We start from the raw sequence: 24,370 nt of genomic DNA on the forward strand, positions 1-24,370 counted from the left end.
GCATGGCCGCTGGCGTATGCTCTCCTCAGCGCAAGGGATAGACGCGTCGTTCGCTTTTGGTGGGGCCACTCTTGGAAGCGGGGGTTCAGTGGCAGGAGTGAAGCACGGGGTTCCTTCAGCGCGCCCGGCAGGGAAAGGCCTGCCACTGTTCGTGACGGCCGCCGGCGTGTGTGCCGTTCTGCTGACCATCATGTTCGCCAGCGGTATCGGGACGGCCACTGCGCAACTGACCGGCGACCTTGCCATCCTCACCGCGGTGTTGACCGCCCTTGTGGTCCACGCACGGGCTGCGTTCAAGCACCATGCGGAGGTCAAGCGCGGCCCGGTGGTCCACAACACCGTGCTGGCCCGCTGGTTCGTGGTGGCCGGCCTCGCCGTGTGGAGTGCCGGCCAAGCCATCTGGACCCTGAACGGAATCACCCTCGACCACCAATACCCTTTCCCTTCGTTCGCGGATGTAGGTTTTGTCTGGTACGCGCTGCCCACGGCGATCGGGCTGGTCCTGCTGCTGCGTGGGCAAGGACTCAGGCTCCCTGTCCGGCGCACCATCCTGGATGCGGGGGTGGTGGCAAGCTCCATGTTCTTCATCGTCTGGACCTCGCTCCTTGGAACGATCGCCGGCGGGACGGAACAGGATCCGCTGGCGCAGGCCACGCAGATGGCCTACCCGATCGCCGACGTTCTCATGGTGTCCGTGGTGATCGTCCTGACCATGCGGGCAGCCCGCGGGCGGCGGCTCCCCTGGCTTTGCCTGGGGGTGGGATTCTGGATCCTGGCCATCACGGACCTCATTTATGTACGGTTCACGATCGAGGGCATCACCGGTGTCACGGGTTCACCCCTCACGCTGGGCTGGGTCCTCGCCTTCCTGCTGGTGGGCCTCAGTCCCCTGGTCCGGGAGACAGGTACCGCGAGGAAGGATGGCCGCGCGTACGCCGCGATGCTGGAGCTGCTCCCGTACCTTCCCGTGTTCAGCGCGGTGTTCTTCATCCCCGGACGTGCCGTAGGAAACGATCCCATCCTCTTAGTCACGGGCCTGCTGATGGTGGCGTTCGTCGTCGTGCGGCAGGTGCTGATCGTCGTCGAAAACGTCACGCTCACCAGCGAGCTGGAATCCAAGGTCACCGAGCGCACCGCCGAACTGCTCGACGCCCGCGAGGACGCCCTGGAGGCAAGCCGCCTCAAGTCCGAGTTCCTGGCCACCATGAGCCACGAAATCCGCACACCGCTCAACGCCGTGATCGGCTTGACCTCGCTCATGATGGACACCGAGCTCAGCGAAGCCCAACGCCAGTACGCACAGGGCGTGAAGGGTGCCGGCGAGGTCCTGCTGACACTCATCAACGACATCCTGGACTTCTCCAAGCTGGAAGCCGGCAAGGTGGACCTGGACGTTACCGCCTTCGATCCGCGGGAGCTCGTGGAAGAAGTTGCCGGGCTGGTGGCGGAGGCCGCGCAAAGCAAGGACCTGGAGCTGATCTCCTACTGCCACCCGGACGTGCCGGAACGGCTCATGGGCGACCCCGGGCGCATCCGGCAGATCCTGCTGAACCTGTCCTCCAACGCGGTCAAGTTCACCCCCTCCGGGGAAGTGGAAATCCAGGTCTCCGTGCTGGAACAGGAGGGAAAGGACGCCCGGTTGCGGTTCGAGGTCCGCGACACCGGCATCGGCATCAGCCCTGAGGACCACCACCGGCTTTTCGAGTCCTTCGCCCAGGCCGACGCCTCCACCACCCGCCGCTACGGCGGTACCGGCCTGGGACTGGCCATTTCACGCCGGCTCACCGAAGTCATGGGCGGGCAGATCGGCCTGGACAGCGAGGTCGGCAAGGGCAGCAAATTCTGGTTCGTCCTGGAACTGCCCGTGGGCCCGGCACCAATAGAAACAACCGCCCTGCCCGCGACACTGGCAGGCCGGAAAGTCCTGGTGGTGGATGACAACGCCACCAACCGGCTGGTCCTGGAAACGCAGCTGGCCAGTTGGGGCATGGTCCCCGTGGCAGTACCCGATGCGAACGCCGCTTTGGAGGAATACCACGCGGCAGCCACGGCCAGCGCTCCCTACGACCTCGCCGTGGTGGACATGTGCATGCCCGACACAGACGGCTTGGAACTGGCCCGCCTGATCAAGGCGGAAAGCAACGGCAACCCAGCGCCCGGCATCATCCTCCTGACCTCCACCATGGCCGTGGAGAAGGCTGACCTCACCTCCGCCGGAATCCGCGAGTACCTCACCAAACCGGTCCGCAGCTCCGAGTTCTACAACCGGCTGCTCCGGCTCGTTGCCACCAAGACAGCGCCACGCGCCGTCGCCCACGCCCCTGTCTTCGAACGGCCCGCGCAGCTCCACGGCAGGCTCCTGGTAGCGGAAGACAACGAGGTCAACCAACTGGTGGCCCGTGGCATGGCCCAGCGGCTGGGATACGAAGTGGACATCGTCAACGACGGCGCGCAGGCAGTGGAGGCCACCCTCACCGGGGATTACGCCGCAGTCCTGATGGACTGCCACATGCCGGTCATGGACGGGTTCCAAGCCACCCGCACCATCCGCGCCCGGGACGCCGGCCGCCCACGCATCCCCATCATTGCCATGACGGCCGGAGCCCTCAACGAAGACCGCGAGCGCTGCTTCGCCGCCGGAATGGACGACTACATCAGCAAACCCGTCGACGTGGACAAACTCGGCGAAATCCTGGCCACGTGGGTGCCGCAGCCGGCCGCTGCTTCGGCCAACTCCGCGGAAAGTACGACGCCGGACGGCCCGGTCGCGGGTGACGCTGCGGCGGGTGCCGCGGCGGGTGGTGCCGAGCCTCAGCCGGCGGCAGCACCGGCGGGTGGTGCCGCGCCGCAGCCGGCGGCAGCACCGGCGTCGGGCACTGGCGTGACAGCGGCAGGCGACGACGCGGTGCTGGATCAGGACCGCCTGGAGCTGCTGCGGTCGCTGGGTCCGGGTTTGCTGCCGGACGCGATCACGGCCTTCCGGACAGAATCCAGTGCGTCCTTGGAGAACCTGGCCGCCGCGTTGGCCGGGAACGACGCCAGGGCGCTGCAGTCCGCGGCGCACAAGTTGTCCGGAGCGGCGGGCAATATCGGCGCCGTGGGCGCTGCCGGGCTGGCGAAGGAACTGGAGGCCCTGGGCCGGGCAGCCGAGCCCGGGTTGGAGACTGCCGGAGCCCCGCTGCTCCAGGAACTCCACCATGAACTGGACCGTGTGGACCGGGCGCTTGCGCGTGTGGTGTTGGGAGCTTCATGAAAGTCCTGATCGCTGATGATGAACTGATCTCCCGGATGATCACCAAGGCCGCGGTGGAGCAGTCGGGCCACGAGTGCATCGTGGCCGTGGACGGTGACTCCGCATGGGAACTGTTCCAGGTCCACAGTCCGGAGGCCGTGGTGACCGACCTGATGATGCCGGGCATGAACGGACTGGATCTGTGCCGGGCGATCCGGTCCGCCGAGGACGAGAGCTACACCTACGTGATCCTGGTGACGTCCCATGGCTCCCGCGAAGACGTCCTGGCAGGCATGGAGGCCGGCGCGGATGATTACGTCACCAAACCGTTGGACCCCTTCAACCTGCATATCCGTCTGCTGGCCGCGCAACGGATTACTTCGCTGCATGCCGATCTGGCCCGGTACCGTTCGGCGCTGACCGAGCAGGCACGGACGGATCCGCTGACCAAGCTGCACAACCGGCTCAAGCTGACGGAGGACCTGGCCGGGCTGCATACCTCGGCCGGGCCGGGTGACTACTGTTTGGCCATGGTGGACGTGGACAACTTCAAGAGCTACAACGATCTCTACGGTCACCAGGCCGGTGATGCTGCGCTGGCCACGATCGCCTCGACGCTGGCGGCGGAAGTCCGGGCCTCGGACGCGGTGTACCGGTTCGGGGGCGAGGAGTTCCTGTTGGTCCTGCGGGATCAGACGTCCTCGGGGGCCGAGGTGGTCCTGGAGCGGGTCCGGTCCGCGGTGCATGCGCTGCAGATCGAGCATTCAGGGGATCCGGACGGGGTGCTGACCATCAGCGCCGGGGTCGCAGCGTACACCGAAGGGCACCGGGCTGGGACGGAGCAGCTCCTCAAGGAGGCCGACCTTGCCCTGTACGCAGCCAAGGCGTCGGGACGGAACCGGGTGGCCGTGTCCACTCAGGGCTCCTCCCCCAACTGACTGGCACCAGGGGTTGTTCTGAGCGCTGGGAACAACCCCTGGTGCCAGTCAGTTGGGCGATAGAGTGGCCCCATGAGCCACACTTCCTCCGCGCCTGCTCCTGCCCCGGGTTCCTCCGTCCAGCCCCCTGTCGCCAAACGCGTCCCTGCCCGTCGCGAACACCACGGCGACGTGTTCATCGATCACTACGAATGGCTGCGGGACAAGGAATCGGACGAGGTCATAGAGCACCTCAAGGCAGAGAACGCCTACCAGGAAGCCGTCACCGCGCACCAGGAACAGCTCCGCGAGGCAATGTTCCAGGAAATCAAGGGCCGCACCCAGGAGACGGATCTGTCGGTGCCCAACCGCAAGGACGGCTGGTGGTACTACAGCCGCTCGGTGGAAGGCAAGGAATACAGTATCCAGTGCCGCGTCCGCGCCCAGGACACCGGCGACCGTGTGGCCGATTGGACGCCGCCCGTGGTGGAGCCGGTAATCTCCATCGAAGGTGAGCAGGTCCTCCTGGACGGCAACGTGGAGGCCGAGGGCCAACCCTTCTTCAGCGTCGGCGGCGCCGCGGTCACGATCGACGGCAACCTTTACGCCTACGCGGTGGACAACTCCGGGGACGAGCGCTTCACGCTGCGCATCAAGGACCTCCGCACCGGCGAACTCCTGCCGGACGTCATCGAGAACATCTTCTACGGTGTGGCCTTCTCCCCCGACGGCACACGCCTGTTTTACACGGTGGTGGATGATTCATGGCGTCCGTACCAGGTGAAGTCGCACGTCCTGGGCACCCCGGTCGCCGATGATGAGGTGCTGTACCAGGAAGACGACGTCGCCATGTGGCTGGGCTTCGACCTCGCCTCCGACCGGCGTCACCTGGTGCTCAGCATCGGGTGCTCCGAGTTCAGCGAAACCCGTCTGCTGCGCTTCGACGACTACGACGCCGGCCTGGCCACGGTCATCTCCCGCGACGAACGCCTCCTTTACGAGGCCGAGCCCTTCCTCCTGGACGGCCGCGAGACCCTCCTGGTCACCCACAACAAGGACGCCATCAATTCCATGGTGAGCCTGGTTGATCCGGAAGAACTGGCCAAGCCGCTGTCGGAGCAAAACTGGCGTACCGTCGTCGGGCATTCCGACCAAGTGCGCGTCAACGGCGCGGGCGTCACGTCCACCCACCTGGTACTGTCCATCCGCAAGGACACCATCGAGCGCGTCCAGGTACTGCCGCTCGCCGGTCTCGGTACGGCAGGGCAGGCATCGCCCGTGGAGCCGGCTTTCGACGAAGAGCTCTACACGGCAGGCGTATCCGGTTCGGACTACGAAGCTCCGGTGATCCGCATGGGCTACACGTCCTACTTCACGCCGTCGCGGGTGTACGACTTCGTGTTGCCCACGCCGGACAAGCCCGCTGGTGAGCTGCTGCTCCGCAAGGAGAGCCCCGTGCTGGGCGGCTACTCTCCCAGCGATTACGTCGCCACCCGTGAATGGGCAACCGCCGACGACGGCACCCGGGTTCCGCTGTCCGTGCTGAGGCACGTCTCGGTCAAGCAGGATGGCACAGCCGCCGGCCTGGTGTACGGGTATGGCTCGTATGAGATGAGCATGGATCCCGGTTTCGGAGTGGCCCGGTTGTCCCTGTTGGACCGCGGAATCGTGATGGTCATTGCGCACATCCGTGGTGGCGGCGAGCTCGGCCGGCACTGGTACGAGGACGGCAAGAAGCTCACCAAGAAGAACACGTTCACCGACTTCATCGCTGCTACCGACTGGCTGGCTTCCTCGGGGTGGGTGGATCCGTCCCGCATTGCTGCGATGGGTGGCTCCGCCGGTGGCTTGCTGATGGGCGCCGTGGCCAATATGGCACCGGAGAAGTACGCAGCCGTGGTGGCCCAGGTGCCGTTCGTTGACGCCCTGACGACGATCCTGGACCCGGAGCTTCCGCTGTCCGCCCTGGAGTGGGAGGAGTGGGGCAACCCCATCACCGACCCGGCAGCGTACGCATACATGAAGTCCTACACCCCGTACGAGAACGTGCGTTCCGTGGCCTACCCGAAGATCGCCGCTGTTACGTCCTTCAACGACACCCGGGTGCTGTACGTGGAACCGGCCAAGTGGGTGCAGGCATTGCGGGCCGTGTCTACTGGTTCCGAGCCGATCGTCATGAAGATCGAGATGGACGGTGGCCACGGCGGAGCTTCCGGCCGGTACGTGCAATGGCGCGAGCGGGCCTGGGATTACGCGTTCGTGGCGGACTCCCTCGGCGCCACCAAACTGCTCCCAGGCGCCGGCCTCAAGTAACCTCCCCCCTCACCCAACTGGGTCGCACTTGTGCGCGTTTAGAGCCGTGAAAACGCGCACAAATGCGACCCAGTTGGTTTAACGGGGGCGGAGGACGGCGTAGTAGCCGGGGATCACGTCCGGGGAGGAAGGGTTGCTCAGCGGGCGGGTCTCGATGTTCGCCGAGCCTTCCTCCACAACGGTCCAGTCCGGCGCCGGGAATGCTTTGGCCCGCTGCGCCGCACCAAAACGGCCCGGCATGGGCAAGCCCCTGATGGCCCACTCAAGCGGAGCGGGAATGGAATGGCGCGTGGCGCCCAGGTGCGTGACGTAATCCACCGGGGTGCCGCGGAAGTTGGTCTCGGCCAGGAAGACGCTGCCGCGTTTCCCGACGACGGGCAGCAGGTTCGCTGCCAACGCCGCCCTGCCCTTGGGGTCCAGCACGTGGAGGACTCCCCGGATGAAGACGTTGGCGTCGCCTCCGGTGCCTGCCTCCGCAAGGGCGTCCGCGACGATTCGTGCAGCGTCAGGCGCTGTCATGTCGCACACAGCGTAGGACGTCGCCGGGAAATCCGTGGACTCCCGGCGTGCCCGGTCCACAGCGTTGGCGGCGTAGTCGAGTCCCAGAGCGTGGGGGAAGTGTTTGGACAGGAGCCGGGTGTAGCTTCCGTGGCCACAACCTACGTCCACCACCGGCAAGGACGGATCCAGCTGCGCCAACGTGGGCAGGTAGCCCTCCAGCTCATGGGAACTGCCCGAATCCCACAGGACATCCCCCGTGGCCCCCGTGGTCCGGACATCGCCCCAGTACTTGTCCCAGGCCGTGCGCGGATCTTTCGGCGCTGCGGAAGAAAGCTTGATGAGCCGGGGAATCAGCAGGTACTTCTTCAGGGCTGCGAGCATCCTCCCAATATATGTGCCGCTATTGCTCTTTCAGCCACGCCAGCGCTTCTGTTTCGTCAGTGAAAAAGCGGGTGGGGCACGGCGGTTTCATGATGCCCAGGAAAAAGTTGGCGATGACCCTGTCCACCGGGGACGCGCCCCACAAAGCAATGCTGGAAGCCTGGCACGGCTTGGCGAAGACGGAACGGGCGCCTCGGGTGACATCGTCGGTGGTGGCCATGTCCACGATCATGGGGTGCCTGTCAGTGCCGCAGAGCTCGTTCACCCGGTCCATGGCCCGCTGCGCGTCATCTTCCTTGATGCGGGCACCTCGTGGCCACGTCAACCGAAGCACGCCCGACTCTTCAAGGACCAGATCGAATTCCACCTGCTGGTGGTCCTGGGGTGTTCCGGGCTGATCCACTGGGCTCCTCATCGCGTGGTGGAAAGGGGCAGCGGGGGCCTCCCCTTGTTGGCACTTCCTAGGCTCGCCAATCCATGCGGCAAAGTAAAGGCAGGCCCGCACCACGCAATAAACCGCGTTTTGGCGTGACACGTCCGCTCGCCCCAATTGCGCTGATAGTGTGTTGCCAAATCTGGATTTACCGTGGAACGACAGTTGTGGCGGAAGGGGCTCAGTGGAGACGAACGGGGCCGAAGTGCAGCACGTTTCCCGCTCCGCGGTGGTGGCGGATTCCGATGCCGAACGCATGGCCTTCATTACGGCCACCCTCAGTGCCGCCGGCTTCGATATCTTCCCGGCATCGAATGCGGAGTCCTTGGTAGTGCAGCTGGACCACAACGTGGCCGACGTGCTGATCCTGGAAAATGCGTTGGGGCACGGACTCAGGAGCCCCGGCATTCCGGTCCTCCTGTTGTTGGACGCCGGCGACTCCGTGGATCTCGAAGAAGCCGAAGCCTGGCGCGTGGTGGACTACGTGATCAACCCCGTCCGCCCGGACGAGCTGGTACACCGGGTCAACACGCTGATTGGGCGGTCCAAGGAGCGGTCCCGGTCACGGGGCGAAATCGAAGCCCTCCGTGAAAGCCTGCGCAACGTCTCCTCGGCGATCCGGGAAACCAACGATCCCCAACTCATCGCCGACCATGTGGTCCGCGGCTTTGGTGAGGCGCTGGACATGGACCACGTGTGGTTTGCGACGTTCCGTGACGAGCGGGTCCCCACCATCCGCGCCCAATGGAACCGCGACGGCGTCACCCAGTTCCCGTCGCGGCTGGGCGGTAACGAAGGCATCATCGTCGAAGCCACCAACAGGCTATGGACCGAAGCTGACGTCCTTGCCGTCAGCGACCACCGCGCGGAGCCCGAAGCGAAAGTCACCAGGGCGATCAAGGACTGGTCCCCTGAGCTCAACCCCGTGTCGTCCGTGATCCTCCCGGTAGGCGAAGGTGCCACCGCGCTGGGCATCATTCTCCTGGCCACGGAACAACGCCGACACGACTGGACCCGGCCCGAAATCGCCCTCATGCAGCACGTGGCCGGAAATGTGGCCCACGGGCTTATCCAGGGCCACCTCATCAGCGCCCAGCAGCGGGTCCTCCACCAGCTCCGGCAGCTGGACAAGGCAAAGACCGACTTCCTTGCCACGGTCAACCACGAACTCCGTACGCCCCTCACTTCCATCACCGCTTACCTGGACATGATCCGTGACGGCTCCGGCGGTCCCGTCCCTGAGGGCATCAACAAGATGCTGGAAGTCATCGCACGGAACTCGGACCGCCTGCGCCGGCTCATCGAAGACATGCTCACGGTTTCGATGCAGGACGGCAGCAACCTGGACCTCAAGCCGGTGGACATCGACAAACTGCTCCAGGTGGTGGTGGCGACGCTTCGTCCGCTGGCCGAGTCGCGGCACGTCTCTGTTTCCTTCACGGAGGCAGCGGAGGACATTGAGGTCACTGCCGACGAAGCGAAGCTGGAACAGGTCTTCACCAACATCGTGGCCAACGCCATCAAGTTCACACCCGAAGGCGGAAGGGTCGGAATCACGAGCCTGCTGTCGGCGTCCGAAGACGGCGGACGGGCAGCACTGGTGCGGGTCGCTGACACAGGGCTCGGCATACCCGAGCACGACCTCCCGCATATCTTTACGCGCTTCTTCCGGGCATCCAACGCCACGGCTGCCGCCGTACCCGGCAGCGGACTTGGCCTGGCGATCGCCCACGATATCGTCAGCCGCCACATGGGACGGCTGGACCTCGACTCGACCCTCGGGGCCGGCACCACGGTGTCAGTGGAATTGCCCGTTGGCGGCCCGTAGGCCTTTGACAAGACTGTCATGCAGCACGGTCTGCCCTGACGGACACGGTCACTAATCTTCGACATTCAACGAAATAAAACTGATGCCCCGGGCTCGCAAGCCCAGGGCATCAGTTTGAGTCATGTGGCCTAAAAGGCGCTCCCCCAGATTTAGTTCGGCCACCAACCAATGCTGGTGGTGTTCGTCTTGGTGGTAGTGCTGTTCGGCCACCAGCCGATTGCCGTGCTGTCCTGCGAAGGCTCGGCATTAGCCGGAGCAGCGAGTCCGGTGACTGCCAGGACTGCTGCCATGAGCAGTGTTGCCGCAAATTTCTTCATCCGCTGTGCCCTTTCGTTCTGATGCGAATTTCCGTGTGTGACTTGAATAAAGTCACGGGGCAAACTATACGAGCTTTTCTTCTGCAATGACATGGATAATGGGCTCATGCAGAGTCCCAATCTTTCGCCCCACCTCGCAGCAGGACTCACTGCACGCGCGAAGTGGAAGGAACGGGACTTCGACGAAGCTTTCCGTTTGGCGGGAGAAGCCAGCGGCCTGGCCAGTGCCGCAGGAGACGACCAATCGTGGTGGGACATGCAGTACCTGCGGGCTGAATGCCGCCGGGACCAGGGCAGGATCGAGGAATACCTCAGCCTTGCCAGTGAACTGAACGGGCATCCACTGACGGCTGCTTCACCCGAACTCGGCGCGAAGGCGGGCACCATGGTCGCCGTCGGTCTGCAAGGACTCGGGCGGCTCGCTGAGGCGGCCGTGACAGCGTCGGAGGCCGCAAAACTGGCTGCCCGCGACCCGGATCTCCTCTATGTCCAGATCCTCGCCCAGCGGGCATTGATCGCGGCACTCGCCGAAAGCCGCCTGCTGGATGATGCCTGGCGGGAATGCCTGGAACTGGAGAACCTGCTGACCGACGTCGACGAGGACACAGCGGGTAAGGGCTACTGGGTGATCGGCAATGTCGCTTTCCTCGCCGAACGGGTTTCCGACGGCGGCCTGTACCACGATCTCGCAGCTGAACGGCTCTCGCCTTCCAAGGACGTGGACCTGTGGGCAAGGTTCAACCGGGCATCTGCCGAAATGCGGCTCCAGGCCAAGCTCAGCGACGCTGCCACCCTGCGCTGCATCGAACGGGCGGAGCTCGCCACGGACATTGTTGGCGGTTCGGAGCGCGACCATCTGGAAATGTCCCTGGTGCGGGCGCACTGGAACTATCTCAACAAGCTGTACCAAGCTGCCCTGGACATCCTCGAGCCGCTGTGCGCCCGCTCCTCCATCCTGGCCACCCAAACTTCCGCGGAAGCGCACTTCCTGCTGGCCCGCACGCTGGTGGGGCTGGGGCGATTGGACGAAGCGGTGGCCACGTTCGACCAGACCGTGAAGCTTTTTGACCAGGCCGCCCTTCCCGAACGCAGCGCAGCCGTCCGTGACTACCTTCGGGACGCTGTGGGGGCCGGAGACAGTGCCGGGGATCTCCCTGCCCGGGACGACTGAGGAGCCAGCCTGCCGCACGGGCCTGTTGAACGGGATGTGTGGAAAGCTAGGCTTGGCACACGGGGGTGAACATGTCCGAGAGCAACACCTATTCAGGCAATGATCCGCGCCTGGGCTTGCTCCTGGACGGCATCGTCAAACTGGCCGCGGGGGACCTTAACGCCAGGATCGAAGTATCCGACGCCCGCGATGAGATCGACGCCGTGATCATGGGCACCAACCTCCTGGCAGAGGATCTCCAGATCATCTACGCCGAGTTGGAACAGCGGGTGGCGGCCCGGACCCAGCAGCTCCATGACGCCCACCGCGAGATGCAGCTCATGGCCATGACCGATCCCCTCACTGGCCTCAGCAACCGCTCCGCCTTTGCCGACGCACTGTCCGATGCCCAGGAGACCGGCCACAACGGCAGCCAGCGCCCGGCCATCCTCCTGCTGGACATGAACGGCTTCAAGGCGATCAACGACTCGCTGGGCCACACCATCGGGGACATCGTGCTGGAAACCGTGGCGCGACGCATCAGCGGCGCCGTCCGGGAACAGGACATGGTGGCCCGCATGGGCGGGGATGAGTTCGCTATCCTCCTGCACAACGTCACTCCTTCCACGGCCACGTCCATCGGCAACCGCGTCCTTGCCGCCTTGGACAGTCCCATGGAGATCGACGGCGAGCATCTCCGTTGCGGCGCCAGCATGGGTTTGCGCATGGCCGAAGCCGGCCAGAGCGCGCAGAACCTCATGATGGAAGCCGATATCGCCATGTACGAGTCCAAGACGGACGGCAAGGGCAAGCTCAAGATCTTCCAGCCCGCCATGTTGCATGCCCGGCAGCTTCGCAACCAGCTGGTTGGCGACCTCAAGGAAGCAATTGCCGGATCCCAGCTGATTCTCAACTACCAGCCGATCATCCGCCTCGACACGCGCGGAATCGAAGGCGTGGAGGCGTTGGTGCGCTGGAAACATCCCAGGCGTGGAATCATCATGCCGGACGAGTTCATTCCCATCGCCGAGGAGACCGGAATGATTTCCGATCTGGGCGGCTGGGTGCTGCGCACCGCCGTCGGGCAGTTGCAGCAATGGCGCAGCGACCCCCTCACGGCGAGCCACAACTTCACCATGCGCATCAACGTTTCCGCAGCCGACCTGCAGCGGCTGGAGTTCGTGGAGGACGTCCGGGACGCCCTGGCGGAGGCCGGGCTGGACCCGTCGTTGCTGGTGCTGGAACTGACGGAAAGCGCGGTGATTCAGGGCAACGACCTCGATCGTTACACCCTGAACAGCCTGCGCCGCCTGGGCGTCGGGCTGGAAATCGATGACTTCGGGACCGGCTATTCGTCCATCAGTTACCTCCGCCGGCTGCCCGTGGACGCGGTCAAGGTGGACCGGACGCTGCTGGCCGCGTTGGGCAGCGATCCCTCACAGCCGGCCCTTCTGGCGGCGGTCCTGCAGTTGATCCGCGCTTGCGGCCTTAATGCTGTGTGGGAGGGCATCGAGACCGAGGAGCAGGCTGATTACCTGCTCAGCATCGGCTGCACCAGCGGACAGGGGTACTTCTTCAGCCGTCCCCTGCCGGCGGCGGACCTCACGGAGCAGCTGAAACACCACAAGACATGGCCCATCAGCTGACGGAGCGGCGCTCCCTCCACTCGGAATCGAGGATGGCATAGATGTCCTCCGTGGCCCACTGTCCCCGGTAGTGCCAGATGTCCACCAACGAGGCTTCCAGCCGCATGCCGATCCGCTTGCAGATCGCGGCAGAACCGGTGTTCCGCGAGTCGAGCTTCGCGTCCACGCGATGGAAGGCGAGGAGGCCGAAGGCCAGGTCCAGGACAGCCTCGGCCGCTTCCGTGGCGATGCCCTGCCCCCTCGCATCCGGGTGGAGGATCCAGCCGACCTCCGCCTGGCCCGGCCCCTCCAGCCATTTGAGCACCACTTCGCCCAACAGGCCGGGTCTGTCCTGGCGTTCAATCGCAAGGCAGACCCAGTCCCCTTCCTGCTTGAATTCGAAGTTGGCGTACCGGCCCAGCACTTCCATGGACTTTGTCCTGCTCAGTTCCGGCCGGAGCAGGAACCGGGCCGTTTCGGGCAGGGATTGGTAGCCGTGGAAGCGGTCGAGGTCCTCGGCCTCGAACCGGCGGAGGATGAGCCGTTCGGTCAGGATGGGAAGCGCGATATCCGGCATGCCTTTGAGGCTACTAGGCGAGCGCCGTTCCGTGTGCAGTCTTGACTATTGGGCCGATCTGGGATTACCTAATGAACATTCGGTAAATAAAGCTGGAGGCAATGACGCATGGTGGAAACTACCCTCTCCGGTGCCCAGCACCACATCCTGACCAACGATTACGCGTCCGAATGGATGGGCATCGAGGTACTCAAGCTCGACGACGGCCACGCCACCATCCGCATGACCCTCCGGCAGGAAATGCTCAACGGTTTCGGCATGGCCCACGGCGGAATGATCTTCGCCTTCGGCGACACCGCCTTCGCACTGGCCTGCAACCCGGCCAACCCAACGCGCGAGGAAGCTGCCAACATCACGGTTGCATCCGGCGTCGATATTAACTTCATCAAGCCGGCCTTCGAAGGCCAGGTGATCACCGCCGTCGCGAACCGCCGGGCGAGTACCGGCCGCAGCGGCCTGTACGACATTCAGCTCTACGCCGCCGACGCAGCGGCCAACCCCACCACCGACGCGCCGGGAGAGCTCATTGCAGAGTTCCGTGGCCGCAGCCGCACCATCTCCAAGAAGTAGGAACACCATGACCCAGAACACCGTCGCCGCACCTGCCGACGCGCCCTTGCTGGACCGCGAGGAAACCATGTCCCGGGACGAACTGGAGGCCCTGCAGCTCAGCCGGCTCCAGCACACTGTCGCGTACGCCCACGACCGCGTGCCGCTGTACAAGCGCAAGTTTGACGAAGCCGGGGTGCATCCCACAGATCTCCGCGAACTCAGCGACCTCGGCAAGTTCCCCTTCACCACCAAGGAGGATCTGCGCCTGGAGTACCCGTTCGGCATGTTCGCCGTGCCGCAGAACGAGGTTGCCCGGATCCACGCCAGCTCGGGCACCACCGGACGGCCCACCGTGGTGGGCTACACCAAGAACGACCTCGCCAACTGGGGCACGCTGGTGGCCCGTTCGCTCCGCGCGTCCGGCGTGCGGCCCGGCATGAAGGTCCACAACGCGTACGGCTACGGCCTGTTCACCGGCGGACTCGGCGCGCACGCCGGCGCGGAGGCGCTTGGCTGCACGGTCATCCCGATGTCCGGCGGCCAGACCGAACGCCAGATCCAGCTCATCCAGGACTTCCAGCCGGATGCCATCCTGGCGACGCCCACGTACCTGCTGACCATCGCCGATGCCATGGCGCACATGGGCATCGACCCCACGTCCACCTCGCTCAAGTACGCCGTTCTGGGCGCGGAGCCCTGGACCGAGGAGATGCGCCACGAACTCGAAACCACCATGAACATCAAGGCCTCGGACATCTACGGGCTCTCCGAGGTCATGGGTCCGGGCGTCGCCGGCGAAGCCGTTGAAACCCAGGACGGCTGCCACATCTGGGAGGACCACTTCCGCCCTGAGATCATCGATCCGTTCGACCACTCCACGGTCCTTGGCGATGGGGAACCGGGCGAGTTGGTCTTTACGTCCCTGACCAAGGAAGCCTTGCCGATCATCCGGTACCGCACCAAGGACCTCACCCGCCTGCTCCCCGGCACCGCCCGCCCGGCACACCGCCGCATGGGCCGCATCACCGGACGCAGCGACGACATGATCATCCTCCGCGGCGTGAACCTCTTCCCGTCGCAGATCGAGGAAATCGCGTTGCGTATCCCGGAGCTCAGCCCACATTTCCAGCTGGAAATCACCCGCCCGGAGGGCAAGCGCATGGATTCGCTGACGGTCAGGATTGAGCGCCGCGAGTCCGTTCCGGTTGAGGCAGGTACGACGGCGGCCCACACCTTGCGTGAGCAGATCAAGATCCATGTCGGGTCGTCTTGCGTCGTTGACGTCGTTGAACCGGGCTCACTGGAACGCTCCAACGGCAAGCTCCGTCGGATCTACGACCTTCGGCCCAAGGGCTGAATTGTTGACGCGGCGCCGCGTGTCCTACAGGGCACGCGGCGCCGCAATCTCCTGACATGCCGCGACGCCGAACGGCGGACCGCCAAGAGATCGTGAGAAAATGCCACCATGCCTTCTGAGACCACAGCCAAGCGCGGACGGCCCGGCTACGACCAGCAGTCGGTGCTCCGCATCGCCGTCGACGTCTTCAACCGCCACGGCTACGACGCAACGTCCATGGGCATCCTGGCCGAGAACCTCGGGATCTCGAAGTCAGCCATCTACCACCATGTGCCGTCCAAGGGCGACCTGCTGAAGCTCGCACTGGATCATGCGCTGGGGGGACTTGAGGCGATCCTTGAGCAACCTGCCGCACTGACCGGCCCGGCCGACGCCCGGCTTGAATTCGTGTTGCGGCAGACCATTGCCGTGCTGGTGGACCGGCTTCCGTTCGTCACGCTTTTGCTGCGGTTGCGGGGCAACACGGACATCGAACGGGACGCCCTGGAACGCCGCCGCAACTTCGACCACCGGGTGGCCGCGCTCATCTCTGCTGCCCGCGAGGACGGTTCCCTGCGCCAGGACATCGATCCGCGTACCGTCACCCGGTTGCTGTTCGGCACCATCAACTCCATCGTCGAGTGGTACAAGCCCGGAGGATCGCTGTCCCCGGAGAAGCTCGCCGACGACGTCATCACCATGGCCTTCGACGGCCTCCACGCCGCCGCCTGACCCTCTCTCACCAAAGTCACCTCTGGGCGCAACCCTCTCTCACCAAAGTCACCTCCGGGCGCAACCCTCTCTCACCAAAGTCACCACTGGGCGCAACCCTCTCTCACCGACGTCGGCCCGAGACCAGACACGAATTGGTAAGGTCTCCCGCGTCGCGGCCAGCGAGGACTTCTTGCGTGGGAGGTGGCACAATGCATCAAGCCCTCCTCCAGCCATACCGCACTCGGTTTTGAGGTCCACGACATCGAGCAACTGGTTGCCGAGATGAAAAGCCAGGGGCGTCGCGTTCCAGGACTACGACTGCCCGACCTCAAGACGGAAAACCACATCTGTACAGCCGAAGCAGAAAAGTGCGCCTTGTTCATGGACTTCTGCATCCATGAAACACTCGGCCAGCAGGCCGAGTATCAACTCTGATCAAGCCGAACTACGAAACGCTTCCCTTCCGGGAAGCGCTTCGTAGTTAGGTGAGAGAGCGTCAACCAAAAACCGGCGATCGGTGAGAGAGCGTCAACCAAAAACCGTCGATCGGTGAGAGAGCGTCAACCAAAAACCGGCGATCGGTGAGAGAGCGTCAACCAAAAACCGGCGATCGGTGAGAGAGCGTCAACCAAAAACCGGCGATCGGTGCGAGAGGGTTACTTTTCTACGAGGGTCAGTACGTCGTACGTGGCTACGATTTCGTCGTTCTGGTTGGTCAGGACGGCGTCCCAGGCAACCTCGCCATATTCATCGGTCTCGCGGGGAGTGATCTTCTTGGCGGTCAACGTCACGCGGATGGAATCGCCCGCGGCCACAGGAGTGATGAAGCGCAGGTTCTCCAAACCGTAGTTGGCCAGCACAGGACCCGGGGCAGGCTCCACGAACAGGCCGGCAGCCCAGCTCAGCAGCAGGTATCCGTGCGCCACGATGCCCGGGAAGAACGGGTTGGCTTCGGCTGCTTCCTGGTTGGTGTGGGCATAGAAGGTATCGCCCGTGGAGTTCGCAAAAGCAGTGATGTCATCCAGCGAGACCTGGCGGAGCTCCGAACGCACAGCGTCGCCAATGCGCAGCGTGGCAAGTGACTTGCGGAACGGGTGCTCACCCTCGGTCTCCACAGTGAAGTTCCGGTCGGCGCCGGTGTGCCACTGACCGGTCACGGCCGTAAGCATGTTCGGCGAACCCTGGATGGCGGTGCGCTGCATGTGGTGCAGCACGGAGCGGATGCCGCCCAGTTCCTCGCCGCCGCCTGCGCGGCCGGGACCGCCGTGCACCAGGTGCGGAACGGGCGAGCCGTGACCGGTGGACGAGCGTGCGTCCTCGCGGTTGAGCATGTGAACGCGCCCGTGATGTGCCGCGATTCCCGCGACCAGCTCGCGCGCCGCGGACGGGTCGTTGGTGCACACGGAGGCCACCAGCGAACCCGAACCCCGGGCGGCCAACCGGATTGCATCGGCCAGATCGGAGTAGCCGATCACCGAAGACACCGGACCAAAGGCCTCCACGGAGTGGACCTCTTCGGCTTCCGCGTCGGCCCAGCTGAGAAGAACCGGCGCCATGAAAGCGCCGTCTTCCACTACGCCTACTGTGCCTCCAACGGAGGTGACCGACGGCGAATCGAGGCTGCCGTACGCAAGCTCGCCGCCGGCGTCGAGCATTGACTGGACGGCCGCGCGGACGTCGGCGAGCTGCTCCAGCGAGGCGAGCGCGCCCATGGTGACGCCTTCGGCGCGCGGGTCGCCGACCACGACGCGCTCGTTGATGCGGGCGCCAATGGCAGCGGCGACCTCCGACGTCAATTCAGCAGGAACAATCACGCGACGGATGGCGGTGCACTTCTGGCCGGCTTTGACGGTCATCTCGGTCACGACGGCCTTGACGAAGGCATCGAACTCGGGCGTGCCGGGAACGGCATCCGGACCGAGGATGGCTGCGTTCAGGGAGTCCGTCTCGGAGGTGAACCGTACGCCGCCCTGGACCACGTTGGGGTGCGACTTGAGCGAAGTGGCGGTCGACGCAGAGCCAGTGAAGGACACGAGGTCGCGGTAGTCGAGTTCGTCCAAGAGCGTGCGGGCCGAGCCGGAGATCAGCTGGAGCGACCCTGCGGGAAGGATGCCGGATTCAATGATCGCCTTGACCGCAGCGGCGGCAACGTAGCCGGTGGGTGTGGCCGGCTTGACGATCGTGGGAACGCCCGCCAGGAACGACGGCGCGAACTTCTCCAGCATGCCCCACACGGGGAAGTTGAAGGCGTTGATCTGGACTGCCACGCCGGGGATCCGGGTGTAGATGTGCTCGCCCGCGAACGAACCGTCTTTGGACAGGACCTCCACGGGACCGTCCACAATGACCTGCGAGTTGGGCAGTTCGCGACGCCCCTTGGAACCGAACGTGAAGAGCACGCCGATACCGCCGTCGATGTCGATCATGTTGTCGATCTTGGTTGCCCCCGACTGCGAGGACTGCGCGTACAGTTCCTCCCGGCGGCCGTTGAGGTACATGGCCAGTTCCTTGAGCTTCAACGCCCGCTGGTGGAAAGTCAGCTTGCCAAGTTCCGTTTGGCCCGTGGTGCGTCCGTGATGTACGACGGCGGCAAGGTCCAGTCCGTCGGTGCTCACGTTGGCCAGCACTTCTCCGGTGCTGGCATCCCGGACCGGGACGGTCCTGGCATCAGGTGCCGGAGTCCACCAGGCATCCTGAACGTAGCTGGGGACGGTGGTAACGGCTGTGGTTTCCGGGGCGACTGCAGTTGTGGTCATCGTCGACGGGTCCTTCCGAGGCACATGGAATCGGCACGGCCATTGCTGGAAGACCCAACATTACTGACCGGCCGTTCGGTAATATATACAGGGTACATGAAGGGCGCGGGCCAGCACAGCGGAATTTTGGGCATGCCTGAGAGAGCAACCGGTCAGGACGGGCGGTACGTGAGAGAGCGTTAGGCCCGGCCACTCAGCTTCCGGGCGAGCTTGACGGGCTTCTTCAGGAATTCGCCCACGCTGGTCCGGGTGATGATGGTGTGGTTCAGGGCGTCCAGGCGTTCCAGCACGTGGTCCAGCTTGGCGGCCGACTCGTCCAGCCGGCGTTGCTGGGCACGGATCAGCTCCTCCTGCTCGGCCAGCACGCGGGTCAGGTACAGCAACGACCCCAGCCCGCCCTTGGCAACCTCATCGCGAAGATGTCCATCGCGCACCAAGGCATCGTAGTGGGTGTGGTCGGTCGCCTGGGCAAAGATGCTGTTACCGTCATGGCCTTGCGATTCGGGCCTCTGTGACCAGAAAGCGAGAGGTTCCCCGTCCAGGAAGCCCACGCGGGAGTGGCTCAGGACGCGGAGGTGGAACTCCCAGTCCCCCACTACCGGCAGGCTCTCGTCGAAGTACCCCACGGCGTCGTGCAGGCTGCGCCGGTACAGGAAAGAGATCGGAACGGCGCGGTTGATCTTGAGCATGTCGGCCAGTGTGATCTGGCGCAGGTCGGCCCAGAAGATCTCGCGACGGACAGGCCTGATCTCTTCGCCATCCACCTCCTCGATCACAATCTCCGTACGGACCATCACGCCGCTCTCGGATGCGTGAGCCGGATCATCCAGGTAGGCAACGGTCTGCTCCAGGAACGTGGGCGCCCAGAAATCGTCGTCGTCGTGGATCACGAGGAACTCGCCGCTGCCCGCCTTGATGCCGGCGTTGGAAGCAGCTTCCATGCCGACCGATTCCGGGTGGTGCAGCGTGATGATCCGTTCCCGCTCCCCGTCAGGTCGCCGGGAGGTGAGCCGGTCAACGGCAGCCGGGTCGCCGCCGTCGTTCACTATCACGAGCTCGAAATCCTGGAACGTTTGCCCAAAGATGTCGCCCAGTGCGCGGGCCAGGAAGATGGGGCGGTTCTTGGTTCGGGTCACAATCGTGACGCGGGCACCGGCTGTCATGGCTTGTCCGTTCCATTTGGGAAGTGTGATCAATCCTGCATGGTAGCAGCGGTGGAAGCCGTGGGGCCCAGCTTCGCGCGAACCGCCGCAATCTCCTCTTCCGTGACGCCGTTGGCAACCAGGAAAGCCACGACGTCGAGCCCGTCCATGAACTCCTTCAGGCCGCTCCGCCGGCCCCGCAGCATCCGTTCCAGATCGTCGTCGGGCAGGTACGGGTCATGGTCGTGCGGTGCGCCATGGGTGCGGTGGCGCTCGTTGATCCCCCGGGCGGCGAGCTCGTAGCCCTCCACGATCTCCTGGTCGGCCAGACCACCCAAACGCTGCAGCATCAGGGCGATCACTCCGCTGCGGTCCCGGCCAGCCGAACAGTGGACCACTACCTTGCCGGACGACGCCGCAATGGCCCTGAACACCGCTGCGATCTTGTCCGGAAAAAGCCGGAGGTAGTCACCGTACTGCGAAGGGTCTTTCAGATAGGGACCGAAGAGATCGTTGTAGTCGCCATGGTCCGGATCTTCCGTGGGGCAATGTACGACGTCGATGCGCGCCTTGACGGCGTCAGGCACCTCGGGATCTGCGTCGCGTTGCCGCCGCTCGCGCGAGGCGCGAAGATCGATGACCGTGCGGACGCCGTCGTCGTACATTTGCTGCCACCCGGATTCGGTGACCCACTCATGGCGTCCCATCCTGTACACGTCCCCGGCGATCTGCCAGGCGTTCACGGCGCCGTCCCAATCCATGCGAAGGTGCGATCCCGTTCCGTTCATGGAAGCCATGCTAAGCACACCCGGGCTTTCCAGTCGCAGACCCGCTGCCAGGTTGCAGGGCTGCACCCTGGCAGCGGGTCGGCAACGCGGTTACTGCTTGACCAGCTTGGCAGGCTTGACCGCGGACAGCAGTGCCGATGCGTAGGCCTGGTGGCCGGCGTCGTTCGGATGGAAGTTCGAGTCAGCCAAGGGCTGTGTCAGGTCCAGCACGATCCATGGATTGTCCGAGTTCACGGCATGGCCCAGGAAGCGCTTGGTCACGTCAACGAACACGGCGTTGGTGCCGCTCTCCGCCACGGCCTTCGCGATGGTGGCATTGAGGGCGTCCACGGCCGTATTCACGGCAATTTGGTTCTCCACCGGGACAACGGTAACGCCGCCGATCACGATATCCCCCTGGGACGGGTCAAACAGGCGGGGATATCCCATGACGACGATGGTGGCGTTCGGAGCCGCAGCCTGGATCGACTGGTACGTCAGTTCCAAGGCGGCCTCAAGACTGCCGAGGTTCTGGATGATTCCCGCCACGGTTGCCGCGCACAGCTGGGTGTTGGGGGTGGAGCAAGCCTGAAGCGCGAGGAGGCTGCCGGCGTCAATGGCGCCAGCGGTGATGCTGACCAGATCGGTCTCACCCGACAGGTCGCCGCTGAGGGCCAACGCGGCAATCTGCTCCGCAACTGTCGGTGCGCCGTTGTAGAACGGACTCGGGTTGAGGGGGTCGAAAGCCAGGATCGCCCCGTGGCAGGCGGCATTGGCCACCAGGTCCACGCGTTGTGAAGCATCAACCAGGTCCACGTATCCGCCGTCGCTTTGCCAGCAGACTGCGGTACGCACTGCGCCGCCCGCCCCCGTCCCGGCGGTATACGAGTCCCCCAACGCCACATAGTTAACAGGCGGTGGCGGTGCTGCGGCGGCTGGGCCGGTGGCGAAACCCAAGGTCAGCGCCACCATGGCGAGGCTGCCCGCCAAAGCCGTGATCCGGCGTCGTACGCGATTCTTTGCCATGACTACTCCCCTTTGCGGTGATGGGGCTCCGGCGCCTCCACCCGCAGCGGCAATGCTGCTCGCGGAAGCCGCGGCTCGCCCACCAACCGGCCGCTACCGGGGCAATGTGTTGGCTAGATTACGCCTGGTGGGGCGTGCCGCAAAGACCTTTTGACGGATTTTCAGGACCGGGAAGCCCGCCGGCGAACCACATGACCCACTAACGGGAAGACGCCTCCAGCCACCAGGGCAATGCCAACCCACGGAAGCAGGGCGACAGCCTTTTTCGACGAACCTTCCAACGGAATCTCCAGGGTCTCCGGGATATTGTCCGGGTAATACGTGACGGCTATGGACTCTCCCAGTTCATAGGCGCAGGGCTCATCGCTGGTCCCCGGCGGCGTCCGATACGTTGTGCCGTCTATGACCACCTCGGCGATCGGTTCGCACAGGCCCTTGGAACTGATTTCCTGGTCGACAACGGTCCCTTGTCCATGGACCATGCCAGGGGGCGGCGGCGCAAAGTTGAAGATCAGCAGCCACAACCCGCCCACAATGACCATGATGATGGCCGCTCGAACGCTGATGCGCGGGCCTTGTTCCGGTGCCACCATCTCAGCGCGTGTATTTGGCCAGGCGGAACTCCAGCCCGGTGCGCACGGCAGGCCACTCGTGCTCCAGGATGGAGAACACCACGGTGTCGCGCAGAACGCCGTCGGAGGTCCGGCTGTGGTTGCGCAGCACGCCGTCCTGCTTGGCGCCGAGGCGGGCAATCGCGTCGCGGGACTGGTGGTTCAGCCAGTGGGTGCGGAATTCGACGGCGGGACACCCCAAGGTCTCGAAGGCGTGCCGGAGGAGCAACAGCTTTGAGTCGGGGTTGGTGCCCGTGCCATGCACAGATGCGGCATTCCAGGTTGAGCCGATCTCGACCCGGGGTGTGGCCGTGTCGATGTTCATGTAAGTGGTCATTCCGATGAGCTTGCCGTTGCTGTTCAGGCGCGTGGCAAAGGGAACCATGGACCCCGACTCCTGCAAAGCCAGCCGCCGGTCTATTTCGGCGGACATCCTTTCCGGAGACGGAACCGAGGTGTACCAGAGCTTCCACAGCTCTCCATCCCTGGCCGCTTCCACCAGCCCGTCGTGATGCTCACGGCTGAGGGGTTCAAGCGTTACAAAGGCGCCGTTCAGGGTCAGGGGTTCAATCGCAGTCACCCGGCAAGCCTAGCGGACCCAACTGGGTCGCATTTGTGCGCGTTTTGAGCGCTCAAAACGCGCACAAATGCGACCCAGCGTGTGAGTGCCTTCGGCGCGCCGTGATCCGGGAAAGTATGCGGTTGGCTCGCCTGGGCTCTGGTGGGCTCTGCCCATACGGGTTGATCATGGGATTGTTCGTCTCGGTGAACGCCGGCCCAACTTGGTGCCTTGAGTCCGTGACCCAGCGTGGCGTGGAGGACTTCCACGGGAACCGTGGATTGTTGCTTTCAAGCACGGGTACTAGATTCCTGAATATTCTCCCTGTCCTCCCCGAGACGACGCCGGTAACTGGATGTATTGAAGGGAAGCTGGAATGGACATTGTTCATGAACGGGCCGCGGGAATGGATATTTCCAAACGCGACGCGAAGGTCTGCGTGCGGGTCCCCGGAGAACGGGAAGGGACCTACACCTCAAAGGTCACAACCTGGGGCGCGACCACGCACGCGATCCTGGAACTTCGGGAGTTCCTCGAACGCGAACACGTCACTGTTGTGGTGATGGAAGCGACCAGCGATTACTGGAAACCGTTCTTCTACCTGTTCGAAGAAACCCTGCCGGTGATGCTGGTCAACGCCAAAGTCGCCCGGAACATCCCGGGACGCAAAACCGATGTCTCCGACGCCGCGTGGCTGGCCCAACTGGCCGCGCACGGGCTGCTGCGGGCATCATTCGTGCCGCCCGAACCCATCCGCGAACTGCGGGACCTCACCCGGGCCCGCGCCATCGCCACCCGCGACCGGGCCCGGGAAATCCAAAGGCTGGAGAAGTTCCTGGAAAGCTCCGGGATCAAACTCTCTTCCGTGGTTTCAGACCTGACCGGGGTCTCTTCCCGGGACATGCTCGAAGCCCTCATCAACGGCGAACGGAACCCCGAGGTGCTGGCCGGGATGGCCCGTGGAATGCTGCGCTCGAAAATCCCGGCACTGGTCGACGCCCTCACCGGCAGGTTCAAACCCCACCACGCCTTCATGGCACGACTGCACCTGGACCAGATCGACGCCCGCACCCGCACCATCGATACCCTCACGGCACGGATTGAGGAGGCGATGGAGCCCTTTCGTGAGGCCAGGGAAGCCCTGGCCACCATCCCCGGAGTATCCCAACGAGTCGCCGAAGTGATCATCGCCGAAACCGGAGCTGACATGAGCGTGTTCGAAACCCCGGGCCGGCTCGCGTCCTGGGCCGGGGTCTGCCCCAGCGCCAACGAATCCGCCGGCAGGATCAAATCCAGCCACATCATGCCCGGCAACAAATACCTCAAAGCAGCACTCGGCACCGCGGCCATGTCCGCGACCCGATCCAAAAACACCTACCTCGCCGCGAGATACCGCCGCATCACCGCCCGTTCCGGAACCAACAAAGCCCTCGTCGCCATCGAACACTCCATCCTCACAGCGGCCTGGCACATGCTCCGCAACGGCGAGTGCTACACCGACCCCGGCGCCGACCACTTCAACAGGATCAACCCAACCAGAGCCAAGAACAACGCCATCAAACAACTCAACAACCTCGGCTACAACGTCACCATCACCCCGGTCACCGCAGCCTAACCCACCACTACTTTCGTA

At 64.4% G+C, this 24,370-nt stretch carries 21 protein-coding genes; 11 read left to right on the plus strand and 10 right to left on the minus strand.

Features of this window, described 5'->3' with window-relative positions:
- Positions 1 to 88: 88 nt before the first annotated feature.
- The 3 genes from ACUYMZ_RS16250 (at position 89) to ACUYMZ_RS16260 (ending at position 6,462) form a co-directional block, all read left to right on the plus strand.
- Complete coding sequence (locus ACUYMZ_RS16250; RefSeq protein WP_481604504.1) at positions 89 to 3,253, plus strand: hybrid sensor histidine kinase/response regulator; 3,165 nt, start codon at positions 89 to 91, stop codon at positions 3,251 to 3,253.
- Positions 3,250 to 4,170 carry a GGDEF domain-containing response regulator gene (locus ACUYMZ_RS16255; RefSeq protein ID WP_481604507.1) on the plus strand — a complete coding sequence of 307 codons (921 nt, stop codon included), beginning with the start codon at positions 3,250 to 3,252 and terminating at the stop codon, positions 4,168 to 4,170. The genes ACUYMZ_RS16250 and ACUYMZ_RS16255 overlap by 4 nt, the downstream gene beginning before the upstream one ends.
- Before the next feature lie 72 nt (positions 4,171 to 4,242).
- Positions 4,243 to 6,462 (plus strand): S9 family peptidase, encoded by a 2,220-nt coding sequence (locus ACUYMZ_RS16260; protein WP_481604509.1) that lies wholly within the window; start codon positions 4,243 to 4,245, stop codon positions 6,460 to 6,462.
- Between the two features lie 78 nt (positions 6,463 to 6,540).
- Here ACUYMZ_RS16260 and ACUYMZ_RS16265 read toward each other — a convergent pair whose 3' ends face one another.
- Both ACUYMZ_RS16265 and ACUYMZ_RS16270 read right to left on the minus strand, forming a co-directional pair.
- Positions 6,541 to 7,344, minus strand: a complete 804-nt coding sequence (locus ACUYMZ_RS16265) for a class I SAM-dependent methyltransferase (protein ID WP_481604511.1) — start codon at positions 7,342 to 7,344, stop codon at positions 6,541 to 6,543.
- A 19-nt stretch (positions 7,345 to 7,363) separates the two neighbouring features.
- Complete coding sequence (locus ACUYMZ_RS16270; RefSeq protein WP_426003854.1) at positions 7,364 to 7,747, minus strand: DUF7793 family protein; 384 nt, start codon at positions 7,745 to 7,747, stop codon at positions 7,364 to 7,366.
- 214 nt (positions 7,748 to 7,961) lie between these two features.
- On the opposite strand from ACUYMZ_RS16270, the gene ACUYMZ_RS16275 reads away from it, so the two are divergent.
- Positions 7,962 to 9,605 carry an ATP-binding protein gene (locus tag ACUYMZ_RS16275; protein WP_481604513.1) on the plus strand — a complete coding sequence of 548 codons (1,644 nt, stop codon included), beginning with the start codon at positions 7,962 to 7,964 and terminating at the stop codon, positions 9,603 to 9,605.
- A 149-nt stretch (positions 9,606 to 9,754) separates the two neighbouring features.
- Here the strand turns inward: ACUYMZ_RS16275 and ACUYMZ_RS16280 are convergent, their stop codons facing one another.
- Positions 9,755 to 9,922 carry a hypothetical protein gene (locus ACUYMZ_RS16280; RefSeq protein ID WP_426003856.1) on the minus strand — a complete coding sequence of 56 codons (168 nt, stop codon included), beginning with the start codon at positions 9,920 to 9,922 and terminating at the stop codon, positions 9,755 to 9,757.
- A 106-nt stretch (positions 9,923 to 10,028) separates the two neighbouring features.
- Between ACUYMZ_RS16280 and ACUYMZ_RS16285 the strand changes: the two genes are divergently transcribed.
- Positions 10,029 to 11,093 (plus strand): hypothetical protein, encoded by a 1,065-nt coding sequence (locus tag ACUYMZ_RS16285; RefSeq protein WP_481604517.1) that lies wholly within the window; start codon positions 10,029 to 10,031, stop codon positions 11,091 to 11,093.
- Positions 11,094 to 11,164: 71 nt separating this feature from the next.
- Complete coding sequence (locus ACUYMZ_RS16290) at positions 11,165 to 12,718, plus strand: putative bifunctional diguanylate cyclase/phosphodiesterase (RefSeq protein WP_481604519.1); 1,554 nt, start codon at positions 11,165 to 11,167, stop codon at positions 12,716 to 12,718.
- Here ACUYMZ_RS16290 and ACUYMZ_RS16295 read toward each other — a convergent pair.
- The gene (locus ACUYMZ_RS16295; RefSeq protein ID WP_426003859.1) at positions 12,711 to 13,274 is read right to left on the minus strand and encodes a GNAT family N-acetyltransferase; all 564 of its coding nucleotides are present in this window, start codon (positions 13,272 to 13,274) and stop codon (positions 12,711 to 12,713) included. The genes ACUYMZ_RS16290 and ACUYMZ_RS16295 overlap by 8 nt on opposite strands.
- Before the next feature lie 108 nt (positions 13,275 to 13,382).
- Here ACUYMZ_RS16295 and ACUYMZ_RS16300 point away from each other — a divergent pair, with 108 nt between their 5' ends.
- The 4 genes from ACUYMZ_RS16300 to ACUYMZ_RS16315 all read left to right on the plus strand — a co-directional run bounded on the left by ACUYMZ_RS16300 (position 13,383) and on the right by ACUYMZ_RS16315 (position 16,311).
- Positions 13,383 to 13,844 (plus strand): hotdog fold thioesterase, encoded by a 462-nt coding sequence (locus tag ACUYMZ_RS16300; RefSeq protein WP_426003860.1) that lies wholly within the window; start codon positions 13,383 to 13,385, stop codon positions 13,842 to 13,844.
- 7 nt (positions 13,845 to 13,851) lie between these two features.
- On the plus strand, positions 13,852 to 15,183 hold the full coding sequence (gene paaK, locus ACUYMZ_RS16305; RefSeq protein ID WP_481604522.1) for a phenylacetate--CoA ligase PaaK: 1,332 nt from the start codon (positions 13,852 to 13,854) through the stop codon (positions 15,181 to 15,183).
- 108 nt (positions 15,184 to 15,291) lie between these two features.
- Positions 15,292 to 15,894, plus strand: a complete 603-nt coding sequence (locus ACUYMZ_RS16310) for a TetR/AcrR family transcriptional regulator (RefSeq protein WP_426003862.1) — start codon at positions 15,292 to 15,294, stop codon at positions 15,892 to 15,894.
- Positions 15,895 to 16,077: 183 nt separating this feature from the next.
- The gene (locus tag ACUYMZ_RS16315) at positions 16,078 to 16,311 is read left to right on the plus strand and encodes a hypothetical protein (protein WP_481604526.1); all 234 of its coding nucleotides are present in this window, start codon (positions 16,078 to 16,080) and stop codon (positions 16,309 to 16,311) included.
- 221 nt (positions 16,312 to 16,532) lie between these two features.
- Here ACUYMZ_RS16315 and paaZ read toward each other — a convergent pair whose 3' ends face one another.
- The 6 genes from paaZ to ACUYMZ_RS16345 all read right to left on the minus strand — a co-directional run bounded on the left by paaZ (position 16,533) and on the right by ACUYMZ_RS16345 (position 22,758).
- The gene (paaZ, locus tag ACUYMZ_RS16320; RefSeq protein ID WP_481604528.1) at positions 16,533 to 18,632 is read right to left on the minus strand and encodes a phenylacetic acid degradation bifunctional protein PaaZ; all 2,100 of its coding nucleotides are present in this window, start codon (positions 18,630 to 18,632) and stop codon (positions 16,533 to 16,535) included.
- Between the two features lie 179 nt (positions 18,633 to 18,811).
- Positions 18,812 to 19,828: a glycosyltransferase family 2 protein gene (locus ACUYMZ_RS16325; RefSeq protein WP_481604530.1), complete on the minus strand. Its 1,017-nt coding sequence runs from the start codon at positions 19,826 to 19,828 to the stop codon at positions 18,812 to 18,814.
- Positions 19,825 to 20,562 (minus strand): tyrosine-protein phosphatase, encoded by a 738-nt coding sequence (locus ACUYMZ_RS16330; protein WP_481604531.1) that lies wholly within the window; start codon positions 20,560 to 20,562, stop codon positions 19,825 to 19,827. Before ACUYMZ_RS16330 ends, ACUYMZ_RS16325 begins: the two co-directional genes overlap by 4 nt.
- 90 nt (positions 20,563 to 20,652) lie before the next feature.
- Positions 20,653 to 21,567: an SGNH/GDSL hydrolase family protein gene (locus ACUYMZ_RS16335; protein WP_481604535.1), complete on the minus strand. Its 915-nt coding sequence runs from the start codon at positions 21,565 to 21,567 to the stop codon at positions 20,653 to 20,655.
- Positions 21,568 to 21,728: 161 nt separating this feature from the next.
- Positions 21,729 to 22,160, minus strand: a complete 432-nt coding sequence (locus tag ACUYMZ_RS16340) for a hypothetical protein (RefSeq protein WP_481604538.1) — start codon at positions 22,158 to 22,160, stop codon at positions 21,729 to 21,731.
- A gap of 1 nt (position 22,161) precedes the next feature.
- Positions 22,162 to 22,758 (minus strand): GNAT family N-acetyltransferase, encoded by a 597-nt coding sequence (locus ACUYMZ_RS16345; protein WP_442424955.1) that lies wholly within the window; start codon positions 22,756 to 22,758, stop codon positions 22,162 to 22,164.
- Positions 22,759 to 23,113: 355 nt separating this feature from the next.
- Here ACUYMZ_RS16345 and ACUYMZ_RS16350 point away from each other — a divergent pair, with 355 nt between their 5' ends.
- The gene (locus ACUYMZ_RS16350; RefSeq protein WP_481604541.1) at positions 23,114 to 24,352 is read left to right on the plus strand and encodes an IS110 family RNA-guided transposase; all 1,239 of its coding nucleotides are present in this window, start codon (positions 23,114 to 23,116) and stop codon (positions 24,350 to 24,352) included.
- The last annotated feature ends 18 nt before the right edge of the window (positions 24,353 to 24,370 follow it).

The organism is Arthrobacter sp. T572 (assembly GCF_056780115.1).